Here is an 18,339-nt window from a genome sequence, read left to right as displayed (position 1 = left end):
TATGCAATTTATAAGAACAGATATAAAAGATGTAGTAATAATTGAACCAAAAGTGCATGGTGATAATCGTGGTTATTTTGTAGAGACATTTCGTGCTGATAAACTTGAAGAGTTTTTGGGATATAAGATAGATTTTTGTCAAGACAATGAATCAAAATCTTCAAAAGGTGTATTAAGAGGTTTACATTATCAACTTCCCCCATTTGCTCAAACAAAACTTGTGCGAGTTATACAAGGACGAGTATTAGATGTAGCTGTAGATATAAGAAAAAACTCTCTTACTTTTGGACAATATATAGCAGTTGAATTATCTGGTGAAAATAAAAGACAATTACTAGTTCCAAGAGGATTTGCCCATGGATTTGTAGTTCTTGAAGATAATACAGTGTTTGCTTATAAAGTAGATAATTATTATAGCCCTGAATGTGATAGAGGAATTGCTTTTGATGATGAAAATTTAAATATAGATTGGATTTTAAATAAAGAAGAATTAAATCTATCTTTAAAAGATACAAAACAACCAAAATTAAATGAAACAAAAGATTTATTTGAATTTGGAATAGATTATTATGCTTAATTCAAACTTTTACAATATTTTAGTTACTGGTTCAAATGGACAAGTAGGAAGCGAAATAAAAGAGTTAGCAAAAGATTATTCATATAGTTTTTTCTTTACAACTAGAGATGATATAGATATTACTTCTAAAGATGATATAAGAAATTTTTGTCAAATAAATAATATAAATGTAATCATAAATTGTGCAGCTTATACAGCAGTAGATAAAGCTGAGAACGATGAATTAAATTCTGATTTAGTCAATAGAAAAGCTGTAAAGAAATTAGCTTTGATTTCTAAAGAACTAAATATAAAACTTATTCATATTTCAACAGATTATGTATTTGATGGAAGAAACTTTAAACCATATTGTGAAGAATATCAGACAAATCCACAATCAGTTTATGGTAAAACAAAACTTGATGGAGAAAAAGAACTTATAAATATAAATCCAAAAGACTCTATAATCATAAGAACTTCTTGGGTTTATAGTTTTTATGGAAATAACTTTGTAAAAACAATGCTACGACTGGGAGGTGAAAAAAAGGAACTTGGAGTGATATTTGATCAAATAGGAACTCCAACCTATGCTAAAGATTTAGCATTCACTATCTTAAATATTATTCCTAAAATACAAAATGAAAAAGTAGAAATTTATAACTATTCAAATGAAGGAGTTTTAAGTTGGTATGATTTTGCAAAAGAGATAATGAAAATGGCAAAAATTGATTGTAAAATAAACCCAATAGAAACATTTCAGTATCCAACACCAGCAAAACGACCTCATTTCTCACTTTTAAATAAAAATAAGATAAAATCAACATTTAATATAGAAATACCATACTGGAAAGATGGGCTAAATGATTGTTTAAAAAGATTAGGGGAGAGAAAATAAAATGTTCGATAACAGTAATAAAACAATACTAGTAACAGGATGTGCAGGATTTATAGGTTCAAACTTTGTACCGTATTTCTTAGAAAAATATTCAAACTATAATTTAGTAAACCTTGACCTTTTAACTTATGCAGGAAATCTAGAAAATCTAAAAGAGTGTGAAAAAAATCCTAGATATAAATTTATTAAAGGTGATATTTGTAATCGTGAACTGATAGAGTTTATTTTTAATGAGTTTGATATAAAAGGTGTTATCCACTTTGCGGCTGAATCTCATGTAGATAACTCAATTATAAACCCTGGAGTTTTCGTGCAAACAAATGTAAATGGTACTTTTACTCTAATCGATGTTGCTTATAAATATTGGATGAATAAGCCATTTACTTATAAAGCTAAATATCAAGATTGCAGATTTCATCATATATCAACAGATGAAGTGTATGGAACATTAACAGAAGATCCAAATGATTTGTTTACTGAAACTACTCCTTATGCTCCAAATTCTCCATATTCAGCTTCTAAAGCTTCATCAGATATGATAATAAGAGCATATAATGAAACATATGGATTAAATACAGTAATAACTAACTGCTCAAATAACTATGGACCAAAACAACATGATGAAAAATTAATTCCTACAATTATAAGAAATGCTTTAAAAGGAAATTCAATCCCTATTTATGGAGATGGAAAAAATATAAGAGATTGGTTGTATGTATTAGATCACTGTAAAGGAATAGATCTTGTTTATCATAAAGGTAAAAAAGCTGAAACTTATAATATAGGTGGAAGAAATGAAAGAACAAATCTGCAAATAGTAAATAGAATTTGTGAGATTTTAGATAAAGAAGTTCCAAAAACAACTTCATATAAAGAATTAATAACATTTGTAGAAGATAGAGCAGGACATGATAGAAGATATGCAATAGATGCAACAAAGTTAGAACAAGAACTATGTTGGAAAGCAGATGAGAACTTTGATACAGGAATTGTAAAAACTATTAATTGGTATTTAGGAAAATATAATGTCAAATAATCTAAAATGTACAATTATAATATCAGTATATAAAGATACAGATAGTTTAGATATAATTTTAGAATCTTTATCTAATCAAACTATTATCCCAAATGAAGTTCTTGTTTCAGAAGATGGTAATAGTAATCAAATGATTGATTACATAAAAATTGCTAAAAAGAAATATATAAATCTTTATATAACTCATCTATTTCAAGAAGATATTGGATGGAGAAAAAATATAGCTTTGAATAGAGCAATAGTTGCTTCAAAATATGAATATTTGATATTTATTGATGGAGATTGTGTACCTTTTGATGATTTTATTGAAAATCACTTAGGACAAGCTTCCAAAAAAATAGTTTTAGCTGGTAAAAGAGTAGAGTTGGGTGAGCAAGTTACAAAAGATATTCGTTCTAAAAAATTAACAGTTTCAAAATTAACTAATAATTATTGGTTATATGTAATAAAATTAATAAAAGACAAAACTAGACATTTAGAAGATATTTTACATATTTCTTATAAATCTTTTTTAGCTCCATATGTAAAAAAAGATGTTAATTATATTATAGGTTGTAATTGGTCAGCTTTTAAAGATGATATCTTATCAATAAATGGTTTTGATGAAACTTATACCTTACCCTCTATTGGAGAAGATATTGATTTAGGTTGGAGATTTAGAGGATTAGGCATAGAGCTTAAATCCTGTAGATATAATGCAAATCTACTTCATTTATATCATAAAAAAAGATTTGATAATACTCAAGGCTTTGTTAATAATCTTATTTTAAAAAAAAATTTTGATTCTGATAAATTTTTTTGTGATAATGGAATTGTAAAAATAAATGATAATTAAAATATATCAAAAATTTTTATACTATATTCTTATTACTATGATAGTTTTACTTGCTTTTTCTATGTCATTTGGTTGGCAAATAGGAAGAGATATTATTAATAATATGTTTTATATTTGGATACTAACTTTAAATTTTAGATACATTTATTATTTTATAAAAAACAATAAAATAGTCATATTACTTTTATTATTTTTTATATGGATCAGTTTTAGTAGTATTGTCTCATATCCAGATTATGAAAGCTATAAAATGTTTATTAAGTACTTTTTATTACCTATTATAATAATTATAACTTCTATAAAAAAAGAACATATTGAGTATTTGATAAATGCTTTTTTAATAGGGATGTTTATTAATGTATTAATATCATATTGTATGTACTTTGAGCTTATAGGAGATAGAATGTTTGGATTTGTTCTTCATGGAAATAATACCAATCCTATACCATTTTTATCTACTTATATTCAATATTCAGTATTTTTATCTTTTTCCATCTTCTTAACAGTTTTAAAATTATTTAAATCCAAAAATATAATATTAAAATTATTTTTAGTATTTCTTGTTTTTTTATTAATTGTAAATTTATTTATAATATCTGGAAGAACAGGACAATTTACTTTTCTAATGACAGCAATTTGTTTAGTAATTATATATTTCAAAAAAAATATAAAATATATAATATATAGTTTAATATCACTTACTATTATATGTATGCTTGCTTTCAATTTAAGTTCAAATTTAAATAATAGGTTAATGCAAGGTTTTGAAGATATATCTTATGTCGTTAAAGATAAAAACTTTGATACGAGTTGGGGAGCTCGTTTATCTTCTTATATGATAATACCTAATATTATAAAAGATGAAAGATTTAATCTCTTTTATGGAATGGGATACTGTAAATTAAATAATATTATAATGGATATTCAGCTAAAGGAATATGGAAAAAATAGTATTTTTACAACAACTTTTGGTTATCTACACAATACATATATATCAATATTTGCTGGAACAGGTTTTATTGGGTTACTTATTTTTATAATATTTTGGGGCTATTTATTTTTTATAAAAATAGAAGACCAATATTTTAATTATATTAGATATTCGAATATGTTTGTTATTACCTTTCAGGGAATATCTAATGAATTATTTTATCAACATGAAATAATGCTACTTAGTGCAGTTTTTATTTCGATAATTATCTATGTAACTACAAATAATGAAAAGGAAAAAATCAATGAATAGTTTAGTATCTATTGCAATGTGTACTTACAACGGAGATAGATTTATAAAAGAACAAATAGATTCTATTTTATATCAAACTTATTCAAATATAGAAATAGTTATTGTAGATGATGGATCAAAAGATAGTACGCAAAGTATAATAAATGAATATTTAAAAAAAGACAATAGGATAAAATTTTTTCAGAATAAGAAAAATTTAGGATTTGTAAAGAATTTTGAATATGCAATTAGCTTGTGTTCTGGAGATTATATTGCACTTGCAGATCAAGATGATATTTGGAAAAAAGATAAGATTGATGTTTTTATTAAAAATATAGGTAATAATTTACTAATCTATTCAGATGCAATATTAGTAGATAAGTATTCAAAAGAAATAGGTAAAGAGTTGATTCGCCCTAATGGAAATTTAGTAAAAGGTAAATGTAATAAAGCATTTATTTTTTATAATTGTGTATCTGGGAATACTTTAATGTTTAAAAAGGAATTAATTAAGTACATACTACCAATTCCTAATAAAATGGCTTTTCATGATATCTGGATAGCATTTGTTGCTTCAACTATTGGAACAATAACATATACTGATACAGCATATACTTATTATCGAAGGTATAGTGAACAAGTTACTAAAGATATTGAAAGGAATTATATTTCTGTATTTGATAGATTCAAAAAAAAAGAAGATTCATATTTAATTACTGCTAAAAATTTAATAGATTCATGCACAGTTTTTAAAACTGTAAAAAATATTGATATGGATATGGATATTATTTTAGATACAATAATAGAACATTATTCTAATTATGAAAGTGGTTATTTTAATTTTAAAATGTATAGATGTTTGAAAAAATATAAATCTGAAATATTTGCTATAAAAAAAGAACAAAAAGTCGATAGATACATAAGAAAGTATTCATCAAAAAATAAATTACAAAAATTATTAATTTATTCTTTATAAAGGCTAACATTGAATAAGAATAATATTGATATCTCATTTATTACAATAAACTATAATTCTTCTAGACATACTATAAATTTAATAAATAGTATTAAAGAAAATAGTTTAAACATATCTTATGAAATAATTGTAGTGGATAATGCTTCTCAAAAAGATGATTTTTTGACTTTGAAAGAATTTGTTACTAATCATAAAGATATTTTATTAATTAGGAATTGTGTAAATAGTGGTTTTTCTAGTGGTAATATGATTGGAGTAAATTATTCTAGAGCCAAATACTATTTTTTTATAAATAATGATTGTATTTTACTAAATAATACTGCAAAAATTTTGAAAGATTTTTTAGATTTTAATGATAATGTAGCGTTATGTACAGCAAAAATTTTAGATGAAAATGGTGATTTTTCTTCTTCTTATAAGCAATTTCCTCATATTCTAAAACAACTTTTAGGAAATAGTATTCAAAGAAAACTATATAAATATAAATTTCCAAGCAACAAAATAAAATTAAATTATAATTCTCAAGTAGAAGTCATAAGTGGTTCATGTATGTTTTTTAGAGCAAAAGATTTTTGTAATATAGGTGGATTTGATACGGTCTTCTTTCTATATTGTGAGGAAGAAGATATTTGTAAAAGAATTTGGGATTATGGTAAAAAAATTTATTTTATTCCGGAAGCCAAACTTATTCATAAATCTGGAGGTAGTACAAATAAAAACTTTGAAATTGAAAGAGAATTTTATATTTCATATTATCACTTGATAGAGAAGCATCATAATTTACTAGGACAATATATAATAAAAACAATATTGTTTTTTAAATTATTTTTTAGAGTATTTAAAAAAAGAAATGGATTAAAAATATTTTTATTTATGATTAATGGTTTTTCAAACAAATTTAGTCTTAGATATAATCAAAAGTTAGTAAGATTAGGAGAGTAGATGCTATTTAATAGTTATGAATTTATATTTGCATTTTTACCATTAGTATTTATAATATATTTTTATCTAATGCATAAAAGGTTAGTTGTAGGAGCGAAAGCATTTTTAGTATTTTCAAGTTTATTTTTTTATTCTTGGTGGAATATATTATATTTACCAATAATATTGAGTAGCGTATTATTTAATTATGTTATAGGGAATATATTATCAACTAAAGAATTTAATAAATCTTTTTCAAAGAAATCAGTATTAATTTTTGGTATTTTAGTAAATTTAAGTTTGCTAGGTTATTTTAAATATGCAGATTTTTTTATTGATAATTTTAATGTAATAAGTGGAAGTAGTATAAATCTACTTCATTTAGCTTTACCATTAGCTTTATCTTTTGTAACATTTCAACAAATAGCATTTCTTGTAGATAGTTATAAAGGATATACTAAAGAAAATGATTTTATAAACTACTCTTTATTTATTACATTTTTCCCACAATTAATTGCAGGACCTATTGTTCATCATAAAGAGATGATGCCACAATTTGCGAGTAAATATAATTTTGTAAAGAATTATAAGAATATAGCATTAGGATTATTTATATTTTCGATTGGGTTATTTAAAAAAGTAGTAATTGCTGATACTTTTTCTATTTGGGCTAATGCAGGATTTGATTCAGCAACTACATTAAACTTAATAGAAGCTTGGGCAACATCTTTAAGCTATACTTTTCAGTTATATTTTGATTTTAGTGGATATACAGATATGGCAATAGGGTTAGCACTATTGTTTAATATAAAGCTTCCTATAAATTTCAATTCACCATATAAAGCATTAAGTATTCAAGATTTTTGGAGAAGATGGCATATAACACTTTCTAGGTTTTTAAGAGATTATATATATATTCCACTTGGTGGAAATAGAAAAGGTAGTTTTCGAACATATTCAAATCTTATTGCAACCTTTGTAATAGGTGGGTTGTGGCATGGAGCAGGATGGACATTTATTTTTGGGGATTACTTCATGGAGTTGCATTAGCAATACATAGAGTATGGCAAAGTTTGGGATATAGGATGAATACAATAATCGCATGGTTTATAACATTTAATTTTGTAAATATAGCATGGGTATTTTTTAGAGCTAAGAGTTGGGATGATGCTATAAAAGTATTAAGTTCTATGTTCAGCTTGAATAATATTGTTTTACCAGAAAAATATTTTAAATTTATTTCTGAATATAATAATATATATTTTAAGTTTGGAGAGGTATATGATAACATATTAGGTAAGAATAATACAACAGTATTTATAATTGCTGGTTTTCTTATTACTCTATTCTTGAAAAATAGTATGGAGAAGAGAGATACTTTTAAAGCAAATTATTTTAATTTATGTATATGTTTTGGATTTATGTTGTACTCTATTTTCCAATTAAATAAAATTTCTGAATTCCTATATTTTAATTTTTAAGGTACTTTAAATGAATATTAATAGTAAATTATGGGTAAAAATTATAGTAAATTTGATATTTGCTATTGTTATTTGTGTATGTTCATTTAATTATATTGTGGATCCTTATGGTATATATAATATGAATTTTTTTGAAAGTAAGCCAAAGCAGGCTTCTCAAATGAGATTAGTGAAGTTATTAGAAATTAGAAAACAAAAGCCAATTTCTATTGTTATAGGTACTTCAAGAGCAGATATGTCAATTGACCCAGAACATGAATATTTTATTAAGCCATCATATAATTTTTCTAATGCAGGATTATCTATTTATGAAGCCAAATATTATGTAGAAGAAGCCATTAAAATTGGTGTAAAAAATATATTATTTGTAGCTGATTGGAGGATGTTTAATGATGTTATGAAAAAAATACCTGATTTTGAATCATATTTTGATGGATACAATAAGTATAAGTTTTTATTGAATTATAAAACATTAGAAGATAGCTTTTATACTATTATGAATCAAAATATAAAAAATATGTATTTTAAAAATGGGTTACTTAATGATTCACATATGAGTTCTTATGTCGACAGTCAAGGTGGACATCTTTCATTAATGAAAAATGAAGAAAGAGTTTATTATAAAATAATATCTTCAAATCATAATTTATATAAAAATACAAATATTAATAGTTTCAGTGATTTTAATAAAATTTTAGATGAATGTTATAAAAATAATATAAATCTCGATATTGTTTTTGGACCATCTCATATTAGACAATGGGAAGCATTTGCTTATTATAAGAACTATGAAACCTTACTACAATGGAAAAAAGATATTATCTTAAATGTAGAAAGTATTGCTAATAAACATCATAAAAAACCATTTAGAGTTATGGATTTTTCAGTATATCATAAACTTACAGCAGAAGAAGTACCTACGGATTCTAAAGTTAAGATGAAATATCATTGGGAAGGAAGTCATTATAAAAAAAATTTAGGTAATATAGTTTTAGATAGATTAATAGATAAATCAAATTATAAAGATTTTGGAGTTATCATAACTAGTAGTAATATAGATACTCATATAGAAAAACTAAGAGATGATAGGATTAAATTTATTGATATAAAAAAATATATTAAAGAAGTTTTTGATGAATAGAAATAAATCAAAAGTTAGTAAGATTAGGAGAGTAGATGCTATTTAATAGTTATGAATTTATATTTGCATTTTTACCATTAGTATTTATAATATATTTTTATCTAATGCATAAAAGGTTAGTTGTAGGAGCGAAAGCATTTTTAGTATTTTCAAGTTTATTTTTTTATTCTTGGTGGAATATATTATATTTACCAATAATATTGAGTAGCGTATTATTTAATTATGTTATAGGGAATATATTATCAACTAAAGAATTTAATAAATCTTTTTCAAAGAAATCAGTATTAATTTTTGGTATTTTAGTAAATTTAAGTTTGCTAGGTTATTTTAAATATGCAGATTTTTTTATTGATAATTTTAATGTAATAAGTGGAAGTAGTATAAATCTACTTCATTTAGCTTTACCATTAGCTTTATCTTTTGTAACATTTCAACAAATAGCATTTCTTGTAGATAGTTATAAAGGATATACTAAAGAAAATGATTTTATAAACTACTCTTTATTTATTACATTTTTCCCACAATTAATTGCAGGACCTATTGTTCATCATAAAGAGATGATGCCACAATTTGCGAGTAAATATAATTTTGTAAAGAATTATAAGAATATAGCATTAGGATTATTTATATTTTCGATTGGGTTATTTAAAAAAGTAGTAATTGCTGATACTTTTTCTATTTGGGCTAATGCAGGATTTGATTCAGCAACTACATTAAACTTAATAGAAGCTTGGGCAACATCTTTAAGCTATACTTTTCAGTTATATTTTGATTTTAGTGGATATACAGATATGGCAATAGGGTTAGCACTATTGTTTAATATAAAGCTTCCTATAAATTTCAATTCACCATATAAAGCATTAAGTATTCAAGATTTTTGGAGAAGATGGCATATAACACTTTCTAGGTTTTTAAGAGATTATATATATATTCCACTTGGTGGAAATAGAAAAGGTAGTTTTCGAACATATTCAAATCTTATTGCAACCTTTGTAATAGGTGGGTTGTGGCATGGAGCAGGATGGACATTTATTTTTTGGGGATTACTTCATGGAGTTGCATTAGCAATACATAGAGTATGGCAAAGTTTGGGATATAGGATGAATACAATAATCGCATGGTTTATAACATTTAATTTTGTAAATATAGCATGGGTATTTTTTAGAGCTAAGAGTTGGGATGATGCTATAAAAGTATTAAGTTCTATGTTCAGCTTGAATAATATTGTTTTACCAGAAAAATATTTTAAATTTATTTCTGAATATAATAATATATATTTTAAGTTTGGAGAGGTATATGATAACATATTAGGTAAGAATAATACAACAGTATTTATAATTGCTGGTTTTCTTATTACTCTATTCTTGAAAAATAGTATGGAGTTTAGATTGATATTTTTTAGAAGACCTTATTTATATACTATAATTATGGTCTTAGTAACATTTTATACGATATCAAATATGTCAAAATATACTGAATTTTTATATTTCAATTTTTAGGTGAAAATATGAGTAAATTTAAGAAAATATATTATATATGGATTTTTTTAGTATTAGTTATTATATCATTTCATCCTCTTATGTATTATTTATATGTAGGGAAAGTTTTTCCAAGAGATTCTACTATTATAGGGGATATAGCAAGAATGACTTATTCTGTTGATCTTATTACTGGTAGAAAAACTGAAAATAATTTAGAAAAAAAGCATATTAAATATAATGAATATGTTGGAGGAAAAGTAGACGTTATAACTATTGGAGATTCTTTTTCAGATGGTGCAGCAGGTGGTCTAAATCCATATTACCAAGATTATATAGTAAGTATATACGATAAATCTGTTTTAGATATAAAAATATTAAGAAATAGTAAAAATTATATAGAAAATATTTATGCTTTGTTAAACTCTGGTGAATTAGATAAAATGGGAGTTAAGTATGTGTTAATAGAATCAGTTCAAAGAAGGGCATTGGAAAGATTTTCTGTTGAGAATATAAATAGTAGTTTAGAAGATATAAAAGAATTTTCAACTTTAATTTTAAATAACAAAAAAACATATTCAGAAAATAAAATAAATGAGAAATTAATAAATAATGAATATAGATATGATTCTACTTCTTGGAAATATATATTAAATAATCTATTTACAAAGTCATATAATGATGATGTAAGTGTTATCAATAATTTAAATATAAATGCTTTGCAATATAATTTAAGATTTAAAATTAAAGGTTATGGTTTAATGTCCTCTCATGTTTATAGAGAAAAATTAAATAAGGATTTATTTTCAACTAAGATATCTAATGAATTATTATTTTATGATGAGGATTTAAAATACTTAAAATTGGAAACAAAAGAAAATATTGAGTTATTAAATAAGAATTTTAATTTATTAGCATATGAATTGTCAAAAAAAGGAATAAAATTAATCTTTATGCCTGCAGTTGATAAATATAATCTATATAGACCTTATATAATAAGTAATATTTATAAAGAAAGTATATTTTTTGAATATTTAGAAACTTTACAAAAGGATTATATATTTATAAATACAAAGTATATATTAACAAAAGAATTAGAGAATAATGAAAAAGATATATACTTTGTAGATGATACTCATTGGAGTTATAAAGCTAGTAAAAAAATTATAGAAAGTGATATTTTCAGAAATATATTTAATGAAAAGTAGAAATTATTTTAAAAATATTATTTTGGTAAATCCTTTTTCCAAAATATATTTTGTTTTATTATTTTAGCAGGATTTCCTGCTAAAATAATATTTGAAGGGTAATCTCCTTTTGTAACTAAAGTATCTAAAGCGACTACACTGTTTGGACCAATTTTTACACCTTTTAAGATTTTTACATTTTGACAAATCCAAACATTATTTGAAATAGTAATGTCTTTACTACTATTTATTATATTACCAAGATGATCTAAAATTGTGTGTCCATCATTATTTCTAATTTCTATATTTGCAGCAAAAAGACAATTTTCTTCAATAAATATTGAATTGTTATCACCCGCACAAACAATAGTTGCTCCACCAATTTCACAATTATTTTTAATAATAATTTTAAGATTATTACCTATAATCATAATATTTAAATTTCTTATGAAACAATTACTATAAATTTCTAGAATATTATTGTTACCATATATACCTATTTTAGACCTTTTAATATTAGAGTTATCAATATTTATTGAATTATCTATACCTTTTATATTTATTTTAGATAATTTTAACTTACCAGTAATTTTAATATAGTTATTTTTTTTTACTTTTAAGTAGTTTTTTATTTGAATAATATGTAGTAGATTTATCATTTTTATTCTTTAATACAATCATATAAAATACTTTTTATTTTTTCAAATTGTATTTTACTATCAAAATATTTATTAGCTTTTAGCTCTCCATTTCTTGCGAGCTTATTTTTTAATTTAGTATTATAAAAAATTGTTTTAAGATTTTTATATAAATCTTCACTATCCATACTTGTAAATAAAATACCATTCTCTTGATTATCTATAATTTCACGTGGACCTCCATTATTACTTCCTAATACACAAATTTGACATTTCATAGCTTCAATTAATACTAATCCAAAAGTTTCATTTTCTGTTGATAAAATTACACAATCAGATATTTGCATATAATCAGTTGGATTAATTACAAAATCTGTAAATATATCATGTGGATATTTATATTTTAATGTGTCAAAATAGTGTTTATCCATAGCGTGTCCTATTATTAAAGCTTTTGCATTTATATTATCAATTCTTAGTTTTTCAACAGCATCTAAAACTATATGTTGTCCTTTAGCTTTTTCTATTCTTCCAACTATACATATTATAAATTCATTTTGAATGGCTAAAGATTGTTTTAAATTTATTTTTTCATTATTTGATAAAATTTTTGGATTGTCTACCCCAAGATATATGGTTTTTATTTTAGGTTGTATTTCTATTGGTATAAATTTCTCAAGTTGTTCTTTTACCAAATTAGTTACAGCAATTATCATGTCAATATTCTTATATAAAAACTTATGATAAAAATCACTTTTAAATCTAGTCATATGCATGTGTCTTGTTTGTATAATTTTAGGTTTTCTTTTTGAAATAAGTTTTGCAAAAACAACAATTGGAATGTCTTTTGTCCAGTGAATATGAATTATATCAATATTTTCTTTATCTATAATTTTTGCAAGTTTATAAAAGTTATATCTTGAAATTACAAAATAGTTCAGTTTTTCTTTTTCGAAAATATTTTTTAGTTTTGATTTTTTATTAATAACAGCAGTAGTATCAAGATATTTTGTAATATTTTTCATATATAATTCAAGACCACCTAAATTTGGAGAAAGGCAAATTTCTAATATATTTTTCATAAATTTCTTTCTTTTTAAAATAGATTTACCATTCTACTTTTTTATGAGTTAAATCTAAATTAAATACTTTTTAGATAAAATCTAAACAATATTCAATAAAAAGGGATACATGATTGTTTAAATTTAGAGTCAATGAACATTATAAAAATTTCCAAGATTTTTTATTAAATATAAAAAGTTATTTTCAAGAGAATAAAAGTACAATTCATAAAGCTAGAAATGAAATAAAAGTAATAAAATATAAAGATGAAGATTTTATTGTAAAGTCTTTTAAAGTTCCAAATTATTTTAATAGAATTATATATACATTTTTTAAAAACTCAAAAGCAAAGAAATCTTATAAACATGCGTTAAAGATAAAAGATTTTACACCAATACCAATTGGTTTTATACAGTTTTATGATCGTCTATTATTAAAAGATAGTTATTTTGTAAGTTGTAAGTTTGATTATGATTTTACTATTAGAGAGCCCCTTTTAGATAAAGACTTTCCTCAAAAGGATGATATACTTAAATCTTTTGCAAAATTTACATATCTTTTGCATGAAGCTGGTATTTATCATCTCGATTATAGTCCAGGAAATATTTTAATAAAAATAGTTGATAATGAATTTATTTTTAAGATAGTTGATATAAATAGAATGAAATTCATATATTTAAATACTAATTTAAGAATGAAAAATTTTTCAAAACTTTGGGCTAAAGATGAAGATTTAGAAATAATTATCAATGAGTATGCAAAAATTTCAAATCAAAGTTATAAAAAATTAATTTTAAAAGCTCTAAATTTTTCAAAGAGAAATAAAGCAATTAAAAATTTTAAGAAAAGATTAAAAGGAATAGCCGTTGTTGATTGATAACATTAGTGTTGTAGTATTAACAAAAAATAATGAAAATACTATAGAAAATACTTTGAATAGTTTACAAGATTTTAGTGATGTCGTTATTTATGATAATGGATCAATAGATAATACAATAAAAATAGCAAAAAGTTTTTTAAATGTAAATTTAGTAGAAGGTGAATTTAAAGGATTTGGATGGACAAAAAATAAGGCTGCTTCATATACAAAGAATGATTGGGTTATGATTATTGATAGTGATGAAGTTGTAAATAATAATCTTTTAAATTGTTTAAGAACTCAAAAACTAGAGAATAATACTGTTTATAGATTAAATTCAAATGGCTACTATAAAAATACAAGAGTAAAATATTGTGGTTGGACTTTAACTGTAAAGAGAGTTTATAATAAAAAAGTAACATCTTTTAATGATGAAGATGAAGTACATGAACATATCTTATCTGATGGATTAAATGAAAACATATTGAGTGGTAATATAAATCACTATAGTTATAGTTCAATTTCAGAATTTATTATAAAAGCAGATAGATATTCGACACTTTTTGCACAAAACAATGTGGGAAAAAAATCTTCAAGTCCTACAAAAGCATTTTTTAATGGGCTTTATTCTTTTATTAAAACTTATATTTTTAAACAAGGTTTTAGAGATGGCTATATTGGATTAATAATATCTTTTTCTCATATGGTTACAAATTTTTATAAGTATATCAAACTTTATGAATTAAATCTTGAAGAAAAAAAGAGTAAAAAATGAATTTACTTATAACAAGACATGATAAAATAGGTGATTTTGTAGTAACTTTACCACTTTTTAAAGCTATAAAAGAACAATATCCAGATGTTAAGCTAACAGCACTTGTATCGAAGATAAATTATAAATTTGCAAAAGATATTGATTTTATAGATGATGTTATTTTGTACAATACAAATGATTTAGATAGAACTTTACAAGATATAAAATCTAAAAATTTTGATGTAAGTATTAGTGCATATATTGATACAAATTTAGGGAAACTTTTATATAAAAGTGGTATAAAAAAAAGAGTTGCACCTGCAACAAAATTGGCTCAGATTTTTTTCAATAAAAAAGTAATACAAAGAAGAAGTAAAGTTAAAAAAACAGAATGGCAATATAATCTAGATTTAGCAAAAAAAATATTTCCTGATATAAAATTAGAGTTTACTCAACCACTTTTAAATATAAAAGAAAAAAAAGAAAAAAGAGTTATTTTTCATGCAGGATCAGGTGGTAGTACAGATGGAAATTTAAAGATTGATGATTATATAAATTTAGCTAGAAGTATTAAAGATAGCCAGTATGAAATAGTTTTTAGTTTTGGTCCTGATGATGAAAAAATAAAAGAATATATTGAAACAAATGTAGATTTTAAAGCTTTGATTTATGAATCAAAAGTAACTTTATATGACTTTGCAAAATATATAGCAAGTAGTTCTTTGTTTGTAAGTACTTCAACTGGACCTATGCATCTTGCTGGAGCATCTAATTCTAAAACATTATCTTTTTTTGGAAATATCAAATTTGCAAGTAGTAAAAGATGGGCAACTATAAGTGAAGAGATAAATCAAAATAATTTTATGTTAGATAAAAATTATACAATAGATGATTACATAGATATTGAGAATAGATTAAAAGAGATTATCAGTGAATAAAGAGCCTTTTATTTGGGATAATTTCTCAGATCAGCCATATGTTATAAAAGATAAGTCATATAAAAAAGCTATGAGAAAGAAGAATATAAAAGATTATATAAAGCTTTTTTTTTCTTCAATTTTTATTTTACCTCTTTCTATATTTTTTATGAAGTTTTTCAAAGGAAAAATTAAAACTTCAAATCAAGATTTTATAGGAATTGGGGTAAATTTAGATAAAGATGATGGACAAAATATTCAGCAAGATTTAGTTGAAGAACTGGGGGTTAAAAATTTAATCATTAGACTCCCACTTTGGGATATAAAAAACCTTGATTTATATGTAGATTTTGCCAAAAGTTTTAATCAAAAAAGTAAAAAAAATATTTTAATAAATATTATTCAAGATAGAGAAAATATTGAAAATCATAAATTTTTAAAACAAAATTTAGAAGCAATTTTTATAAGATTTAAAAATATTTCAGATGAGTTTCAAATAGGAACTACAATAAATAGATTAAAATGGGGCTTTTTTAGTGTAAAAGAATATATGGATTTTTATCTTATTGCACAAAATTTAAAAGAGCAAAAGTTTTCAAATATAAAACTTTTAGGACCATCTATTATAGATTTCGAATACTATTATAATGTTAGAGCTATGTTTAATCTAAAAAAAATAAAATATGATGTAACTTCAGCTTTGCTTTATGTAGATAGAAGAGGAAGCCCTAAGAATAAACAGTATGGAATATTTGATTTAAAAAATAAGATAGATTTGCTTTATTCTTTAGTCAAACTAAGTCCAAAAACTCTAAATGATGATATATATATAACTGAAACAAATTGGCCTATAAAAAATACAGCTCCATATGCTCCAACAAGTGAAAAAGAGTGTGTTTCAAATGAAGACTATACAAAATATATGGTAGATTATTTTAAAATTATAAAAAACACTAAAAAGATAAAAAGAGTTTATTGGCATCAATTGATAGCACCTGGATATGGTTTGGTTGATAATAGAAATAGAAAAATTGTAAAATATCCACAATTTTATGCTTTTAAAGAGTTATTGAAAGAGAAAAAATGAAAATATTTATAGAGATTCCTTCTTGGTTAGGAGATGCTATCATGGCAACTCCTGCTATACAAAATATTATAAAAACATATCCAGAATCAAAAATCATACTTTTAGGCTCATATGTATCTACTCAAGCTTTTCAAGGTTATCCAAATATAGAAAAAGTTATTGTTGATGATACAAAAAAAAATGGGAATAGATATAAGAATCTTATATTTTTAGCAAAAAGTATAGGAAAAGTTGATATTGCAATATCTTTTAGAAGAAGTTTTTCTTCTAAATTTATGATGTTTTTTATCAAAGCAAAGAAAAAATTTAACTATCGAAGATTTACAAAAAAAGAGATGCATTTATCTATTAGATACAATGATTTTGTAGATAAAGTTTTAAATCTAAATAATGAAGTAGGGGATTTAAAACTATATTTTAAGCCTTTTTCTTACACTAAACCAACTTTAGGAATAAATCCTGGTGCAACTTATGGAAGTGCAAAAAGATGGTATCCAGAAGAGTTTGCTAAAGTTGCTATATGTCTTGCTTCTAAATATGATATTGTAATTTTTGGAGGACCAACTGAAACTGATATAGCAAAAGATATTGAAGATGAACTTATAAAAAATGGTATTTCAAATTATCAAAATTTAGCAGGAAAGACAACAATTCCAGAACTTATAGAAAAAATAGCTGGACTAGATTTATTTATTACAAATGATAGTGGTCCTATGCACATAGCTGCAGCTTATAAGGTGAAAACAGTAGCTATATTTGGACCTACAAAATTTACTGAAACAAATCAATGGAATAATCCAAATGGAATAATTGTTACAAAAAATTTGGATTGTGCTCCCTGTATGAAAAGAATTTGTCCACTAAAACATCATAATTGTATGAAAGGAATAACAGCAAATTATGTTTTAACAAAATTAACTAAATTGGAAGAAAATGCAAAATAAACCAAAATATAATTTATTCAAAAACTGGAAATATGCTATTGATGGCTTAATAACTGCTATAAAAACAGAGAGTTCTTTTAGACTTGAACTTTTTTTTGCAGTTTTTATAATAGCAGGAATTTTATATATTGATACAAGTTTGACAAATAAATTAATATTACTTATTAGTGGGATTTTAGTTTTAATTGTGGAATTAGTAAACTCTGCTATTGAAAATGTTGTGGATTTATGCACAAAGGAGATTCATCCATTAGCTAAAAATGCCAAAGATATAGGCTCAACTGCTGTGATGTTTAGTATAAGTTTACATTGTGTTTGTTGGATTTTTATTTTACTTTTTACTTAGGTTT

General features: G+C 23.6%; 18 protein-coding genes and 1 pseudogene. 17 read left to right on the top strand and 2 right to left on the bottom strand.

Annotated features, from left to right (window positions below; translation table 11 throughout):
* Position 1: 1 nt before the first annotated feature.
* The 11 genes and pseudogenes from rfbC to ALANTH_RS08795 all read left to right on the top strand — a co-directional run bounded on the left by rfbC (position 2) and on the right by ALANTH_RS08795 (position 11,749).
* On the top strand, positions 2-577 hold the full coding sequence (gene rfbC, locus ALANTH_RS08845) for a dTDP-4-dehydrorhamnose 3,5-epimerase (RefSeq protein WP_026808167.1): 576 nt from the start codon (positions 2-4) through the stop codon (positions 575-577).
* Positions 570-1,451 (top strand): dTDP-4-dehydrorhamnose reductase, encoded by an 882-nt coding sequence (gene rfbD / locus ALANTH_RS08840; RefSeq protein WP_029888393.1) that lies wholly within the window; start codon positions 570-572, stop codon positions 1,449-1,451. The genes rfbC and rfbD overlap by 8 nt, the downstream gene beginning before the upstream one ends.
* A gap of 1 nt (position 1,452) precedes the next feature.
* Positions 1,453-2,487 carry a dTDP-glucose 4,6-dehydratase gene (gene rfbB / locus ALANTH_RS08835; protein WP_026808165.1) on the top strand — a complete coding sequence of 345 codons (1,035 nt, stop codon included), beginning with the start codon at positions 1,453-1,455 and terminating at the stop codon, positions 2,485-2,487.
* Positions 2,477-3,322, top strand: coding sequence for a glycosyltransferase (locus ALANTH_RS08830; protein ID WP_051583698.1), 846 nt, complete (start codon positions 2,477-2,479; stop codon positions 3,320-3,322). The genes rfbB and ALANTH_RS08830 overlap by 11 nt, the downstream gene beginning before the upstream one ends.
* Complete coding sequence (locus ALANTH_RS08825) at positions 3,312-4,565, top strand: O-antigen ligase family protein (protein ID WP_026808164.1); 1,254 nt, start codon at positions 3,312-3,314, stop codon at positions 4,563-4,565. The genes ALANTH_RS08830 and ALANTH_RS08825 overlap by 11 nt, the downstream gene beginning before the upstream one ends.
* On the top strand, positions 4,558-5,520 hold the full coding sequence (locus tag ALANTH_RS08820) for a glycosyltransferase family 2 protein (protein WP_051583696.1): 963 nt from the start codon (positions 4,558-4,560) through the stop codon (positions 5,518-5,520). Before ALANTH_RS08825 ends, ALANTH_RS08820 begins: the two co-directional genes overlap by 8 nt.
* A gap of 9 nt (positions 5,521-5,529) precedes the next feature.
* On the top strand, positions 5,530-6,462 hold the full coding sequence (locus tag ALANTH_RS08815) for a glycosyltransferase family 2 protein (protein WP_051583694.1): 933 nt from the start codon (positions 5,530-5,532) through the stop codon (positions 6,460-6,462).
* Positions 6,463-7,922: pseudogene (locus ALANTH_RS08810) on the top strand (MBOAT family O-acyltransferase). It begins immediately after the preceding gene.
* A 10-nt stretch (positions 7,923-7,932) separates the two neighbouring features.
* Positions 7,933-9,063, top strand: coding sequence for a hypothetical protein (locus ALANTH_RS08805; protein WP_172658513.1), 1,131 nt, complete (start codon positions 7,933-7,935; stop codon positions 9,061-9,063).
* A gap of 35 nt (positions 9,064-9,098) precedes the next feature.
* Entirely contained in the window at positions 9,099-10,562 is a 1,464-nt protein-coding gene (locus ALANTH_RS08800) for an MBOAT family O-acyltransferase (RefSeq protein WP_029888387.1), read from the top strand.
* Between the two features lie 8 nt (positions 10,563-10,570).
* Positions 10,571-11,749 (top strand): hypothetical protein, encoded by a 1,179-nt coding sequence (locus ALANTH_RS08795; RefSeq protein ID WP_026808162.1) that lies wholly within the window; start codon positions 10,571-10,573, stop codon positions 11,747-11,749.
* Positions 11,750-11,766: 17 nt separating this feature from the next.
* Here the strand turns inward: ALANTH_RS08795 and ALANTH_RS08790 are convergent, their stop codons facing one another.
* Both ALANTH_RS08790 and ALANTH_RS08785 read right to left on the bottom strand, forming a co-directional pair.
* A complete protein-coding gene (locus ALANTH_RS08790) occupies positions 11,767-12,387 on the bottom strand; it encodes an acyltransferase (protein WP_051583692.1) in 621 nt (206 codons plus the stop codon).
* 2 nt (positions 12,388-12,389) lie between these two features.
* A complete protein-coding gene (locus ALANTH_RS08785; RefSeq protein WP_026808160.1) occupies positions 12,390-13,448 on the bottom strand; it encodes a glycosyltransferase family 4 protein in 1,059 nt (352 codons plus the stop codon).
* Positions 13,449-13,561: 113 nt separating this feature from the next.
* Here ALANTH_RS08785 and ALANTH_RS08780 point away from each other — a divergent pair, with 113 nt between their 5' ends.
* The 6 genes from ALANTH_RS08780 to ALANTH_RS08755 are packed head-to-tail and all read left to right on the top strand — an operon-like array spanning position 13,562 to position 18,335.
* Positions 13,562-14,305: a BUD32 family EKC/KEOPS complex subunit gene (locus tag ALANTH_RS08780; protein WP_026808159.1), complete on the top strand. Its 744-nt coding sequence runs from the start codon at positions 13,562-13,564 to the stop codon at positions 14,303-14,305.
* A complete protein-coding gene (locus ALANTH_RS08775; RefSeq protein ID WP_051583691.1) occupies positions 14,295-15,062 on the top strand; it encodes a glycosyltransferase family 2 protein in 768 nt (255 codons plus the stop codon). The genes ALANTH_RS08780 and ALANTH_RS08775 overlap by 11 nt, the downstream gene beginning before the upstream one ends.
* A complete protein-coding gene (locus tag ALANTH_RS08770; protein WP_026808157.1) occupies positions 15,059-15,979 on the top strand; it encodes a glycosyltransferase family 9 protein in 921 nt (306 codons plus the stop codon). The genes ALANTH_RS08775 and ALANTH_RS08770 overlap by 4 nt, the downstream gene beginning before the upstream one ends.
* Positions 15,972-17,045 (top strand): hypothetical protein, encoded by a 1,074-nt coding sequence (locus ALANTH_RS08765; protein WP_026808156.1) that lies wholly within the window; start codon positions 15,972-15,974, stop codon positions 17,043-17,045. The genes ALANTH_RS08770 and ALANTH_RS08765 overlap by 8 nt, the downstream gene beginning before the upstream one ends.
* Entirely contained in the window at positions 17,042-17,989 is a 948-nt protein-coding gene (locus ALANTH_RS08760; protein ID WP_026808155.1) for a glycosyltransferase family 9 protein, read from the top strand. The genes ALANTH_RS08765 and ALANTH_RS08760 overlap by 4 nt, the downstream gene beginning before the upstream one ends.
* A complete protein-coding gene (locus tag ALANTH_RS08755) occupies positions 17,979-18,335 on the top strand; it encodes a diacylglycerol kinase (RefSeq protein ID WP_026808154.1) in 357 nt (118 codons plus the stop codon). The genes ALANTH_RS08760 and ALANTH_RS08755 overlap by 11 nt, the downstream gene beginning before the upstream one ends.
* The last annotated feature ends 4 nt before the right edge of the window (positions 18,336-18,339 follow it).

Source organism: Aliarcobacter lanthieri (assembly GCF_013201625.1).
GTDB classification, from domain to species: domain Bacteria; phylum Campylobacterota; class Campylobacteria; order Campylobacterales; family Arcobacteraceae; genus Aliarcobacter; species Aliarcobacter lanthieri.
Note: the sequence above shows the minus strand (reverse complement) of the source record. Positions and strands in the feature narration are given on the sequence as shown.